The following is a 14,797-nucleotide window of genomic DNA, read 5'->3' on the forward strand; positions in this document are numbered from 1 at the left end:
GTTATCAATTCATCACTTTACCCACCCAAAATGCAGTTTGCGTAAGCTGGGAGTTGTTAATAAACAATGTTGGATCAAGTGGCCAGTAATATTTCCCCGCGGCAAACTCACCGGTTGAAATGTTGTCGAATTGCTGTAAGTGGTTTATTCGTTCAAGACGCACGAGGTCATAAAAGCGGTGCCCCTCCAAAAACAATTCCCGTCCGCGCTCATCACTTACTGTTTGTAAAACATCGGCGCCTGCCACACCTGTAACAGAAGCTGCATTACGGGCGGCACGAACCTTATTTACCAATGATAAGGCAGTGCCATAATCCGGAGAGGATTTAGCGCAGAGCGCCTCGGCTTTTAATAATTCAATATCTGCAAGCCTGAAAATGACGATATTATTTAATGAAACCTGGTAATTAGCGTTACCGTTTACATTTTGAACATTAACATATTTGATGCACTCGTAAAAAGAGGTTGTACCGCTTGATAAACGCAGGAACCCTTTTTTCAAACGAACATCGTTGGTATCGGTATAAAGCGCGTTAACCTTACTATCATCAATAACCCAGGCCGGTACGGTACGCTTTGTATATGGAGCGGTAAGGGTTGAACCGGCAAGAGTATAATATGCATTCGCGTCGCTGCTTTCAGATATATTATTCTGCGCTATTTCAAAAATACTCTCCTGCGATTGTCCTTTATAGATATCCATAAAGTTTGCCGCACTCATTAAACTATATGATCCGGAATTAATTACCGCATCACAGGCTGTATTGCAGTTATCATAATCTCCAATCCAGGCATAAATGTGGGCCAGCAAGGCAAAGGCCGCGCCCCTATCCGCACGAACTCCCCGGTCTACCGATGAATTATCTCTTAAGTTTAAATACTGTGTAGCTTTGGTTGCATCGGCGATGGCTTGTTTTAATACTGTTGCCTGCGATGTTCTTCCATATTGTTTAGAAACCGTTTCATCTGTATTTTCCAGCACCAGCGGCACATCGCCCCAAACACGGCACATAATAAAATACGCAAACGCCCTGGTAAAATAAGCCTCGCCCAGGTACTTGTTTTTTGATACCGTCTGCGACGCCGTATTATCACCAGTAAACGCTGTTAAAGGCATAGCATCGATGTAAGCAAGGCTCCTGTTGCTTTGCGCTACAGCCGTATAAAAAGGCGTGTAGATCCTAAGTTTTAACAACGGATCGTAAGTAAAGGAACTTTGCACAGCAGTTCCCCAGCGCATATTAAGTACGTTACTAAACGACGCGTCTTCGGCCGTTAAAAACTCCCCCGAAGTAAGGTCGCCGTAGCTGTAGTAGGCAATTGAGGCGTTAAAGGCCGATCTTAGCAACGAATAACAGGCGGCTACACCTGCATTGGCATCTCCCTCTGTTTTCCAGGTGGTTTGATCTGTCGGCGTGCTCACCGGGGTTTGATCAAGAAACTTTTTACAAGAAGCAAACAACAGCACGACCACTGTCATATATAATATTTTATTTTTAGCTTTCATTTTCACGTTATTTTAATTTAAGTGATTTGGCTTAAAGAGATTAACGGGCAATCCCCGATTCAATCCGGTTTACAGATCGATGTTTAAACCCAATGTATATTTTGCCGCTGTTGGATAGATCACATTTGACGAACCTGTTGTAGCATCAACCAATTCAGGATCGGCAATATCTTTTGCCTTCTTCCAAATGGCCAGATTGTCGCCCATTACGTACACGTTAACACGTTTAAGTCCCAGCGATTTAAGCCACCTGTCGGGCAGGTCATAACCCAGTGTTACGTTCTTTAATTTGATAAAGCTGCCATCTCTGATAAAATAGTCGGTACCGATATTCCAGGGATCTGTCTGCGAACCATTTGGATAAACAAGGCGGGCATAGGTAGTCTGATCGCCAGGAACCTGCCAAAACTGATTGAGTGTATTGGTATAGGTTGCTACCCCGGCAACTGTTCCCCAGCCACCAAGGTTACGGGTGCCATTAAGCGCATCCGATAAAGCGCCGTTCAATATTTTACGACCCGCAACAAATGAGGCAAAAAAGCTTAGAGTAACGCGTTTGTAATTAAAGGAACTGCCAAATCCGCCTGTATATTTAGGATTGGGGTTACCGGCAATGTATTTATCATCGTTGGTGATATTGTAGTCGCCGTTTACGTCAACATATTTGGGATCGCCGGCTTGCAGTGGTACACCATAGTAGGTTTCCTTTTTACCGGTAGTAGGATCTGTAGGCACATCGGCATTAGTTGCGTAAACGCCGTTGGTATGAAATACCCTGTAGCTAAATAAGGGTTCGCCAAGGGTAAGCGTTTTATAAAACCATGAGTCGCCAAAAAGGAAGTCCCGGTTATTATTTGGCAGTTTAGTAACAAGGTTTTTATTGATAGATATATTGAAGTTAAAATTCCATTTAAATGGCGATTTTGGCCCCAGAACATTGATGTTTGTAGCAAACTCAAGCCCTTGATTACGGATATCTACATAGTTACCTGAGTAAAATTGGTAACCGCTTGTTGCCTGCGCGGGCACGTTGTAAAAGAATACGTCTTTTGCATCTTTCTGGTACCAGTCAACCGTAATATTCACGCGGCTGTTAAATAGCTCCATATCAGCGCCAAAATCAACCTGATGATCTTTTTCCCAGCGCACGCTATTGCTTGATTTTACGCCGAAACTGGAATAGTTATTATAATACGGAAAAGGAGAAATGATGGTGGTGCCATTGTATGTACTTGGATACCCGCCCAAATAACCATTAGGTGTGATGGTTCCGTTGGTGCCCACATAGCTGCTGGCATCTGTGCTCAAGGTTTGATATTTTGAATACCACTGGCCCGGATCTTTACCATCGATACCATAACTTGCCCTGAATTTTAAAAAGTTAACTACTTTTTTTATCGGGGCAAAAAACGACTCATCAGATACTATCCAGCCGCCTGCCATAGCAGGGAAGGTTCCCCAGCGGTACTGCGGGCTATAAATAGACGTGGCATCGCGGCGGAAACTTGCGGTAAACAGGTATTTGCCCGCGTAATCATAATTAAGCCTGCCATAATATGACTCGGTAGTTTTGCGCGAGTAGCTTGAATTTGTATTAAGATTAGTACCTGCCGGTACGGTTTGCACCGTGTATATTCCTGAAATATTTATACCCGCGGCTGATGAATAGTTATAGTTATTTTCGTAGCTGTACAGCGATGCGCCAACCGCAAAAATGAAACGATGTTTTCCAAACTCTTTATTGTACTGCAATAGATTTTCGAACGACCATGAAGGGCTGCTACTGATAGTACTATAAGCAGTATTCAATGTACCGTTAAGGATCTGCGGAGAAAAATAGTCGTATTTATCGGTATAATTTGTTGCCCCATAGGTACTGTTGAAAGTGAGGTTTTTTGCTAAGGTATCCGTTAGATGAACAGAGCCAACAATGGTAAATGTTCGGTTGTCGTCGTAATAATGATTCTTTCCGCTATAGACGGCAACCTGCTCCGGACTAAGCTGCAAAAACGAACTCGGAAAGTTCCAGGCTGTAAACAAATAAGCGCCCGCTCCGCCTACCCCGTGGCTTTGCCTTTGCGAGCTCATCAACAGGTCAACCGCAACAGACATTTTTTTGAGCGGCTGAATTGTCAGGTTTAAATGCGGCGTAATTTTCTCAAGCCCATAGCCGTTCAGTATCCCCTGTTCATTGTAATGGTTTACCGATAAACGGTACGATGTTGTACCTGCATAACCTGCAACAGCGGCGCTCTGACTATTTACTACCGTGGTTTTCCTGATCAGCAATCCCTGCCAGTCAACATCGTTATTAAAAGCCGGATTTAAGCTATCGGTTAACGCCCGGGGGATAACGCCCTGCTGAATGTTGTTGTAACCAAGCTGCCCCTCCAGCAACTTTAATTTCAAAGCACGTTCTGCCGCGCCGGTGGTAACCTTAATTAAATTAGGAGCTGTTGTTACTCCTGCAAATGCCGAAATTGACACCTGCGGTTTGCCTCGTTTAGCTTGCTTTGTTTTTACGATGATAACACCATTACCACCTCTTGCACCATAAATAGCCGCTGCCGAAGCATCTTTTAACACATCTATCGATTCGATATCTGCAGGGTTGATTAACGCCAGCGGGTTATTATTGCCGTATGCCGTTCCAATTGCGTTTACATCAAAAATAACTCCGTCAATAATGTATAACGGGCCCGAATTGCCACCATTGGCATTACCAAAGTCAACGTTGGTTGATCCGCGGATCACGATATTTGTTTTCGCTCCAAGTTCGCCGGTACTTGAAAGTACGCTTACGCCTGGCAAACGCCCCTGCAGCATCTGATCAAAACTGGCTTGTGGTATATTGGCAATATCCTTGCCTTTAATTGACGATACAGCCGCTGTAACCTCGCGTCGGTTTTGGCTTTGATAACCAACTACAACCACGTCGTTTAATGATTGCTCGTCTACCTGCAGGGTATATGATATATTTTTATCGCTGGCTTTAACTTCAAGCCTTTTGTAACCTATCAGGCTGATTACGATGGTATTTGTATTGCCTTTAAGTTTAAGCTGAAACGCGCCTTCCATATTTGTTACCGTGCCATTAGCCGGCATTCCTTTTTCCGATACTGTGGCGCCTATTATTGCTTTTCCTTCTGTATCTTTTACCTTTCCCTGCACTGTAGTACCATTGGTTTGAGCGTAAAGGGGATTAAGGAAACTACAGAATATACAGCACAGAGTAAGGTATAGTATAAGTTTTCTCATGTGTTTGGGGTTTGTTGTAAGTTGAATATTTGCTAAATATTAGTGATGTGTGCAGATGCACGATTGGGTTGGTTGCGGGGTAGGGCTGTTTGTTTTGTTTATGCCATGTATTGTTTTTTTTAATGTTTTCAGGTTTTAAAACAGATGACAATACAGGGCGTTGTGAACACAAAGGGCATAGCCTATCCAATCCGTGCTATCGGTTACTTGAGTCAAAAAAAGTCTTTTGTGAGCTGCTGTCTTATAAAGTGAATAAGCGCGCTAAACACCTGTAATTCATCTGTACTGCAAATTTAATTTTTGAGGTCTCCCCTCTTTTTTATAAATTATCTTAGTATAAGCCGATTTTCGCAGATATTTAAAATTGGGCTTTTTAGGGATAGCCATTTTGTCGCCCTGTTGGGGCAGGGGATCGATGGGTACAGCGGGATATGATAACTATTGAATGAATTTATAGAACTTGAAGAAATTATATCAATGAGCATTATTCTTGGATTATCGCACAATATCTAACTATATGTAAAGACAACTGATTATATTCAAGTAAAATGGCAAGTGCTTTTGTTTATTAAATTTCCCGCCTTTAATTGGCCGTCAGAGGTAACATATATTCGTTTATAGCTTCAAGGTAGTGGCAACCGGGCTTATCGGCACATTTCATTTTCCCAACAGTCCAGTTTAAAATCTTCTGGATCCTTTGCTCTTCGTCAACCGGCATGTATTTGATATCCTTATCGGCGAATATTGATTGATTTAAGCTAATTGAGGTTAATTGTTGTTTAATGATATTCACCAACAGGAATTTTTTCCTTAACTCGCACCATTCTGCAAATCCTCTTATAAAATCCTTATTAATCTTTTCTGCAGCAAGTATCTGGCTTTGCCTGTTCTGAAATGTATTCATATTAGCCAGCGACAATTGATCAATATTAACCAATTGAACGTGCGTTAAATCTGCTGCGGCAGGCTCAACATTGTTGGGCATTGATAAATCTATGATCAGCTTTTTACTGCTATTTTCAAGATCAACTTTATATATAATGGGAGTAGCAGAAGCCGTAGCTACTATAACAACATCTGCTACAGCAACAAGCTTTGGCAAAGCTGCAATATCGCTATACGCGATATTGAACTCGTTTGCGATGCCTTTCGCTTTATCTATTGTCCGGTTAACTAATGTTACATTAACCTGTTGCCCCAGATAATCTTTAATATTTTCGCAAACACGTACACTCATTTTCCCAGCCCCTACAATTAATATATTAGCGGCATCAGCAAAATATTGCCTGATAGTCTGCAGGGCTGCAAATGATATGGAAGTTGTTCCTTTGCTGAGACTTGTTTGATTCTTGATTTGCTTTGAAGCCTGTAAAACCGTGTTATATAATTTTTCTAAGAAGGTATTGATAAAGCCATGTTCTTTAGCAAATTTAACGGCCTGTTTAACCTGCCCAATAATTTCATAATCGCCAAGTATTTGCGAATCTAAGCCGGCGGCAACAGTAAACAGATGTTCAACTGCATCAATAGCCTGCTTTACATAACAAATCGACCCAAACTCTTTTATGTCGCCTTCGGTAACGCTGCACAACAGATTAACCAAGGCCTCAGGTTCATTAGCGATACCATATATTTCTGTGCGATTACAGGTTGACAGAACAAACAATGAACTAACCCCATTAATCCCAGCACTTTTTAATAAAGCCCCATACTGGCCTGTTGAAATTGCAAAACGCCCTCTGAGCCGAGAATCGGATTTTTTATAATTTATGCCTACTACATAAAAGCTACCTACCTCAACCATATTCTTATTATTCGCGATCGTTAACATATTAAAAGTTAAACCAGGTTACTTAGTTCTATGCCTGGGTTTAAGCTGATAAAGCAGATTTTCAACCTTGCTGTCAAGATTATAGATATCGTTATATTTTACAATTCCGCCATCGCCAATGGCAGCTGTAATGTAAGTAACCTTTACAGGCACCGGGCTCTTAAATTGAATAAACTTAATTTCCCTGTTCAATAAAGCGCGGCTCATGGATTTCACATCGCTCTCATTGCCTGCAATTTTTAATAATAATTTTGCAAGCTCCCCTCCCCGTTCAACTATTATGCCCCCGTTACTTGACGCCCTTTTTTGCTTCCTGAATAAACTTTTATCTGATGTGCCTTGTAACGCTACTGCCGTGCTACTTCCTATAAAGTATATATTATCGTTTTTTCGCTGGTTTATTGGTGCCTGCTTCGATGAAAGGCTTCCGGCAACTGATCTATCCCCATTGCCGGCGTTAACCTTTTGAGTGGATTGGGAAGTTGTAAAACCGGTAAGCAAGATTGCGGTTAAAGGTGTTGGCGTAGCAGGGGCACCTACAATAATTTTGAAATTAAAAGTTGTATCAGGTAGTACCAATTTTAAAGTATAGGTTGGGATATTTATTTGGATATAGGCACTATCGTTTATTGCTGCCCAGCGAAGGCGCTCCATGTTTACGGCGATTTTCCTTATATCAGCCTCCGGAGTTTCATAACAATCTCCTTCGTAAACCCCTTTAATTAGATGCAGCTGGTATTGAAAGACTGTATAATCTCTGTTTGCAGGCTGTACTTTTACTATCGCATCCATAAAAGCAGATTGTTTAAGGGCATTAGTTAAAGTCTCTTCCGTATTAAATCCATTGATCGTTTCCCGGTCAATCTTAGATGCCGGATAATATGGATTGAGTTTGCCGAAATGCAGATTATTCATGAAGCTGAGCAAAGCGTCGGTTAGTACGATCTCAAACCGGGCCTTCTTTTTATTGCTTATTTTACCAGGTTGCTCAAGTATGGTATGCAGAGTTGTATACTGCAATTCTCCGGGATGATAATCTTCATGACGTAACCCAAATTGCAACACACAATCAATCAGGAGCATGGCTGCCCATGTTTTATTTTGATCTTTTTGTTCCACGGTCCATACTGGAGTAAAAGCGCGCTTCTGGTAAAAACGTTTTGTTGACAAAGGAAAACACAAACCTTTATTTAAAGACTTATCATTCAATTGCGCGTTAATTTCCGCGATAACTGAGGTATCTGTTTTTTTGCGATCAATAGTTTTATCGGGAACTAACGATTTGGCTTTTGCGACTGCCGACATCACCAAAATGCATGAAACAAAGAGCAGAATGACAATTTGTTTACCAAATGAATTACCTGTTCCAACTATTTCCATAACATCATTTTTATGAAGTAAAGTTGCAATGCTTCCCAGGTTGAAATAGTGATCACGGTCACTTATCTAGCTGATTGTAAACACCCGATGTGGCTACAACCACGCACGGCCCGTAAAACAAACGTGGCCGCCTCAAAAGGGCAGCCACGTTTGTTCGCAATCTAAGTTATGGGTATATGGCAATTTAGCTACAGCCGGCCAATTAGTAATCAGTGGGCGTTGAGCTGCCACGTAATTTTCACAGCGGATATTCTCTCCGACTCAATTCTATTGTCGGCCTGTACGTTAAAGCCATTTTTTATATAAAACTGCAAAGGCGACTTGTACATGTGTCCATCAGCCCGCAGAACGCCGTCTCTATCAATTGCCCAGCCGGCAAGCCGATTTTCGTGCTTCTTTATTTCATTAAGTATGCTCGTCCCATAACTCTTTCCTTGAACATCACTGTTTAATATGATCGCAAACCATCTCTCGTTATCACGCAAGAAGGTAGCTGACCAACCAACAATAACATCCTGTGCATCAATTAGCAAAAAGTGTTTTTTCGCATCTAAATTGTTAAGATAGTCATTAAAGCCTTCGATTTTGTCAAACTTTAATTTTTCAGGATATTCATTATTCCATAGCCGAAAAGCTGCTTCAATCTGTTTAGCACTAAGAGATTCCTGAACTAATATTTTCACATTTAGTAGTTTACTTAACCTTTATTTTCTAATTTATATCCCGCTGAGTGGAATTGGTGCCTCTGCTCTGAGAGTAAAACCAGGTATTTAGTCTGTTGATACAATGATACTAAATCCTGAAAAGGAATAATCCTCATTATAAACAGTCACAAAATCTTTTTCTTAATGCCTCGACTTCAGACTCATTCCCCCACCTTCCGGCAAAATTCCTTTTTACGGCTTAAGTTAACCCTTTCATCGGAAATAATATTGACGTTCGCAGGGACTCGAAAACGACTTTTCAAAAATACTTTATACAACTTTCATTACTATTACTCGCGGACCTCCGTATTCCTTTTTAAACTCAGTGGATAGTGTTTTTCTACCCGTTCAAGCTCTATATGTAACGAATCATTTTTATTATTCACTCCCTTTATAATGAACCTGCCGGTTGACGGTAAAACATAATGAAAAGCTATACTATCACTCGTATCCACCCGGTTTTTTAAACTGAGTATATGCTTAATTGTATCGGCTTCATATCCATAATATAGCCTGCCAATATTACCATAGTATTCCGTTGTCCTGATCTTGTTATCTGTTTTTAATTTAAATGCCCCGGCGCTCCCTATGCTGATGGTATTAAACTTTTCAAACACCACATTCTGCCATCTAACAGTATCATCCGGCGAATAAGGCAGCAGCTTGTTGTTAATCCTGAAGTAAGTTACTTTGTATAAGCCTGTAAAACTCTTAACCCCGTCATCCAAGGGTAGTTTGAAAGTTTTGCCTGCGGCATACAACTGTTCGTAATGATAACCTCTGTAAAACAGGAACAGAAAAATAAAGCCCGTTTTCAATACAATTCGCGCCACTTTTTTCCATTGCTCACGAAAACCAGGAAGCTGAATATAATTGATCACCCCTTGCCGGTGCCTGATCAGGATGGCGTAAAAGTTATCAGCATCTTTAAGCAAAAGAGCTACCGAAAGAAAAAGCAAGTGCAGGCTCGCCAATTCAACTCCTGCATCATAACCGATATTTACAAACCAGATGGGTAGTAAAATAGCTATCATCATCAAAGCACCTAAAGTTGCTGTGCGCCGGAACAGGATCAAAACAGTTGCTATAAGTTCAAATATCCCTGCAAATACTTCAAAAAAAGGCGAAACACCAGTAGTTAGCCAATAAAGCTTGCCGGGGGTAAAATTGCCAAGGCTGGTATTTAGCTGACTTAGTGTTGGGAAAGGCATTTGTACCGGAAACACCTTGGCGATGGCAAACCACGACATTCGTAGCGCAATCTGGTATCTTACCAAAATAAAAAACAAGTTATAAAGACGATCATCAACACTATTTTGAGCTAATGCGTTCCGGTCTTTATTAACCTGCTTTTCTACCAATGCCCATATAATCCCAATAACCAGGCATACCAGTAAAGTAATTAACCAGCCTTCATAATTTTTACCGCCCTGGCTACTAAAAAACCAGGGATTATTCTGGCTGATCACATCAAGCCACCGGTAAGGGTATCCTTTAACTGAAAAGCCTGCATCAAAATCCTGCTGATAAAACGCGGGAACAAATGGTATTACTGTAGTAGCAGCATATACAATGCCCGATCTTAATAGTGTTTTTTGCAATAGTCCGGAAGCGGGGCCTGTATAATTTGAGGGATGCGTCATATCAGGATAATCTTTTGTTTACAGCATTCCAGTTTACTACATTCCACCAACCGGCAACATATTCGTTTCGCCGGTTTTGATATTTGAGATAATAAGCGTGTTCCCAAACATCTAAAGCCAGCAGTGGTGTGCCTTTTACCGCCGCATTATCAAAAAGCGGATTATCCTGATTGGCGGTTGAAGCAATTACCAGCTTACCGTTTTGATTAATCAGCCAAACCCAACCCGATCCAAAGCGGCCAAGCGCAGCCTGTGTAAACTGCTCCTTAAATTGATCCACCGAGCCAAATGTTGCCGCAATAGCATCTTTTATTTTCCCGTCCGGACCTTTAACATCAGGAGTCAAACTCTCCCAGAAAAAATTATGGTTCCATGCGCCGCCGCCGTTGTTACGAGCCTTAGGCGAAAGCTGTGATGCATGATCAAAAAACTCTTTTTCTGTGGCAAACGTCAACTTTTCGGCAACGATAGCATCATTTACATTTTTGACGTATGCGGTATGGTGTTTGGTGTAATGGATCTCATTGGTTAATCCGTCTATATGAGGTTCCAAAGCTTTATAATCAAAACCCAGCGGTACCTGGGTGAATTTTAAAACGTCGCCGGTTTGTAAAGGGAACTCATTTTTTTGGTAAGCAGCCAGGGCTTTATCTGAACTTAGAATCAATGGCCCGGTTAGCGCTACGGCCGCTGTTGCCTTTAGCGTATTCTCTATAAATTGTCTTCTGCTGTTAGTTTTCATAGTATATGATTTGATGATTATCAAAGAAGCTGCCCGGTATTAAAACCGGGACAGCTTGCTGGCACAACTTATTCCACCATGCTGTGCTTTATCTTTAATTTAGTTAGTTATGTGTAAGTATAGTTGCCCCTATAGCCGATGAGCCGGGCGTGCCGTTGATATAAATGGTATAGATCTTGCCGGCAGTAAGCGTTACATTTATTAATTTATCATTAGCGATATCAACTGCCGTATGATCTGAAGTTTGTGTAACCGAGAAATTAACTATACCGGCATCAACCGTAGCAAACGGCCCTAACGACCATGTGCTCAAGCCCGTCCCAGACAACACCGAGCCTCCTGCCCTGCCGTAAGCTGTATTGGTAAAAAGCGCGGTTTGACCGGCAATACCAAAATCGACATTAGAGGTACCCGGCGCAAGGTTTACAAACCTGACCTTGGCTTTACCTGCAGCAGGCGCGCTTAGATCGTCGTAAAAAAGGATCAGTGAATCGGCCGTAGCCTTGTTGTTTTTTACAGCGAATACCGTATGATAATAATTAGCTATCGGACCATTAGGGCCTCCGGTTGATGTAAAGGTGGCGCTGTTACCAAATTGCCTTGAGGCTTTGTAGGATGTATTGGTTCCTTCGGTAAAATTGATCTGTACGTCGCCAAACTGGGTATCGATGTAATCGCTCTTCGTATTGATAGCCAAAGCTGTTTTGGTTACCTGCGTAGTGTACACCCAAAACTGTATACCGGTATTTACCGGGCGGGCGTTTACAAAGCTGATGTGCGCGGCGAGGGCGGGTCTGTCGGCCGCGTTAATATCTAAATAATATGTCTTTTTGCAGGATGAGGCAAAAAGCATAGTGATCGCGGCAAGTATCGATAGCCTTGCTGATCTTGAAAGCTTTGCCGTTTTCAAATTTTGTTTATATATGGATTTCAAAATACTTTTCATGATTAAGCAATTATAAATGAGCTGATAGTTTGATAAACGGCTGGATACCGGCGCTGCCGTTCTGGATACCTACAACCGTAGGATTGCGTAAACCGGCAATAGATGGATCGGTATAATCGCCCAAAACGTTAAATACGTTATTAACACCTGCCGTACCCTGGATGCGGCTGGTAAACTTATACCCAACCGACAGGTCGGTTACCCAGATAGGTTTCAGGTTTTGATAAAAGTAAACCGGGTTAAGCGGATCTGAGGCGCTAAGCAGCGTTGCCGTAGTTACCTTGCCGAAGTATACCGTACGGGCAAGGAAAGTGAATTTATCTAAACTGTAAATGCCCTGCAGATTTACTTTCTGCGCTGGGATATTGGTGGTTACCCTCGCCCTTTCGCCGGGGCTCAGGATCACGTTTTTATATTTTTCAAGACCTTTAGGTGTATTAACTTTGGTCACCTCATTTTTTTCAAAGTTGCCGCCAAACAGGAAGTTGATATTCCCCCTGTCCAATAGCAGTTTGTAGCTGCCTGTAAACTCGATGCCTTTTGTGCGGGTACTGAATTCATTGTAAAAAAAGTTGGCCTGGGCAGCACCGGTTTGCTGGAACAAATTTTTAACATCCGTAGGCAGGTTGGTGTCTGTCGCCGTAAAGTTGCCTGTATTGCCTACCCTGTTATCAATATTGATCAGGTATGCATCAACCGTTAATTCCACATTGCTGCCCGGGGCCGAGGTTAAGCCCAAAGTATATCCTTTTGATTTTTCGGGCGATAACTTAGGTATTCCCAATGCCCTTGCCGCTGCGCTTTGATTGGATGCCGTAAGGATGTCAACGCCCCTGCCCTGCTGGAACGTTGTGGATACCGAGGTATAATAAGATTGTGCCAAATCCGGCGCACGGAAACCTGTATTCGCCGATCCTCTGATACTTAACCATCTGGCGAAACTGTAGCGGGTAGCCGCTTTCCAGGTAAACACATTACCAAAATCCGAAAAATACTCGGCACGGCCGGCACCGGAAACAAGCCACTGCTTAGTAACATTCAATTCCACATCAGCATAACCTGCAGTTACCGAACGGCTAACGTTAACCGCATTCTCCGGCCTGAAACCCAAATGGATCTGCGAGCCAGCGGAAAGACCGTTCAGGGATGTTACACCCGCATTGGATAGGTATGGTATTCCGCCTGCGGTTGTGTCAATATCAACAATGGTACGCTGATCTGCTTTGGAATAAGAGGCTTCTTCACCTGCAATAATCTGGAAACCTTCTACACGATGCTGGGCGCCAAAAGCTACGTTTAAGCCTTTTAATACCTTGTCAAAATAACGGGTAAAGTCAAGCGCTGTTGTGTTTTGACTGGCATTGTAACTACCTGCATCAAAACTGGTTGGGCTTTTTAAACCGAGACTTGCGTTAAGCGAATTATCAACCCGGTTACCGAATATATTTTTTCCATACACGTTTGAGAAATCTACGTTCCAGTCGCCAACTTTACCCCTGATTCCTACGGCTATCGATTCATCAACTATATTATTTTCCATTGCCGGTAAAAAACCATCAGGATAAATGAAGTTATTGTTACGTGATGTCCAGCCGGGTAATCGGTAGGTAGCCGTAAATTGTGAATTACGGCTGCTGATACCGCCAAAGGCATACAGCTCGGTCGAGTTTTTTAGAGGTAAACCGGCATTGAAAAACAGCAAAGCGTCCTGCCCGGCATTGGAACCACTGGCACGCTGATCAAAAAAATGGCGGTCGATGCCACGACTTGCTAAAATAGCGTCGTCAATATCTTTGGTGTATATCGCATCATAACCACGTGTATTTGCTCCACCTCCGTAAATAGGGCCATTATATAAGCCTGCATCTTTTCGGCCAGCCGGTAAAGAAATGGCTTGTGTAGCGTATTCGGTGGTCACATTTACGTAACCGCCATTGTTTCCTATACCAACACCGTAATTAGCACTGGAACGGGTAACCGCTCCATCTCCACGCCTGCGTACACTTCCAGAAGTATTAACCGCAAAATCGTCCGTTTTTTTCTTTAATACGATATTGATCACCCCAGCGATAGCATCCGAACCATATTGAGCCGCGGCACCGTCCCTCAAAATTTCTATCCGGTCGATAGCACCTGTAGGAATAGCGTTGAGATCATAACCGGTTGATCCGTTACCCAAACCGCCGTAATTAACGTTGGAGCTTTTATGCCTGCGTTTTCCGTTCACCAACACCAAAACCTGGTCGGGCCCCAAGCCCCGGAGTTGGGCCAGGCTTAATGCCGAACCGGCATCACCTGCATTACTGCCATTAACCGAGTGGAAAGATGGCGAAATGTATTGGAGTATCTGGGTTACGCTAACCTGCGGGGCGGATTCCAATAGCGGCTTAACATCAATAACATCCACCGCTACCGGCGAGTTGAGCTTGGTGCGATTGGCATTGCGCGATCCAACAATCTGCACTTCATTCAGCGCGTTATTTTTTGATGGCTTCAAGCTGATCTGAAATTGCTTGATACCATCAATTTCCACTTCCTGGCTTTCAAAACCTACAAACGAAAACACCAGGTATTTACCGTTACGGATCACGATACTGAAGCTACCATCTGCCTTGGTTACTGCACCTTCATTTAATCCTTTTACTGTTACAGATACGCCGGGCAATGGCGCTTTATCATCGGCAGAGGTTACAACCCCGGTTACCGTTCGTTTTTGTGCATATGCGTTGTGCCCCACAATAAGGGCGAAGAACATAAGCAAGAGTACAATTTTCTTCATGTTACAA

General features: G+C 42.6%; 9 protein-coding genes. All 9 read right to left on the bottom strand.

Translation table 11 applies throughout. From position 1 onward, the window contains the following. Window positions 1-4: 4 nt before the first annotated feature. Window positions 5-1,507: a RagB/SusD family nutrient uptake outer membrane protein gene (locus DEO27_RS11650; RefSeq protein ID WP_112566094.1), complete on the bottom strand. Its 1,503-nt coding sequence runs from the start codon at window positions 1,505-1,507 to the stop codon at window positions 5-7. Window positions 1,508-1,576: 69 nt separating this feature from the next. Then, window positions 1,577-4,765 carry a SusC/RagA family TonB-linked outer membrane protein gene (locus DEO27_RS11655; RefSeq protein ID WP_112566091.1) on the bottom strand — a complete coding sequence of 1,063 codons (3,189 nt, stop codon included), beginning with the start codon at window positions 4,763-4,765 and terminating at the stop codon, window positions 1,577-1,579. A gap of 583 nt (window positions 4,766-5,348) precedes the next feature. Next, on the bottom strand, window positions 5,349-6,596 hold the full coding sequence (gene hemA, locus DEO27_RS11660) for a glutamyl-tRNA reductase (RefSeq protein ID WP_112566088.1): 1,248 nt from the start codon (window positions 6,594-6,596) through the stop codon (window positions 5,349-5,351). Window positions 6,597-6,614: 18 nt separating this feature from the next. Beyond that, window positions 6,615-7,976, bottom strand: coding sequence for a hypothetical protein (locus DEO27_RS11665; RefSeq protein ID WP_112566085.1), 1,362 nt, complete (start codon window positions 7,974-7,976; stop codon window positions 6,615-6,617). A gap of 209 nt (window positions 7,977-8,185) precedes the next feature. After that, complete coding sequence (locus DEO27_RS11670; RefSeq protein WP_112566082.1) at window positions 8,186-8,659, bottom strand: GNAT family N-acetyltransferase; 474 nt, start codon at window positions 8,657-8,659, stop codon at window positions 8,186-8,188. 311 nt (window positions 8,660-8,970) lie between these two features. Next, a complete protein-coding gene (locus tag DEO27_RS11675) occupies window positions 8,971-10,323 on the bottom strand; it encodes a hypothetical protein (RefSeq protein ID WP_112566079.1) in 1,353 nt (450 codons plus the stop codon). A gap of 1 nt (window position 10,324) precedes the next feature. After that, the gene (locus DEO27_RS11680; RefSeq protein ID WP_112566076.1) at window positions 10,325-11,065 is read right to left on the bottom strand and encodes a superoxide dismutase; all 741 of its coding nucleotides are present in this window, start codon (window positions 11,063-11,065) and stop codon (window positions 10,325-10,327) included. Between the two features lie 103 nt (window positions 11,066-11,168). Then, window positions 11,169-12,011: a DUF4397 domain-containing protein gene (locus DEO27_RS11685; protein WP_112566073.1), complete on the bottom strand. Its 843-nt coding sequence runs from the start codon at window positions 12,009-12,011 to the stop codon at window positions 11,169-11,171. 10 nt (window positions 12,012-12,021) lie between these two features. Then, the gene (locus DEO27_RS11690) at window positions 12,022-14,790 is read right to left on the bottom strand and encodes a TonB-dependent receptor (RefSeq protein ID WP_112566070.1); all 2,769 of its coding nucleotides are present in this window, start codon (window positions 14,788-14,790) and stop codon (window positions 12,022-12,024) included. Window positions 14,791-14,797 lie beyond the last annotated feature (7 nt).

This window comes from Mucilaginibacter rubeus, assembly GCF_003286415.2.
Classification (GTDB): Bacteria; Bacteroidota; Bacteroidia; order Sphingobacteriales; family Sphingobacteriaceae; genus Mucilaginibacter; species Mucilaginibacter rubeus_A.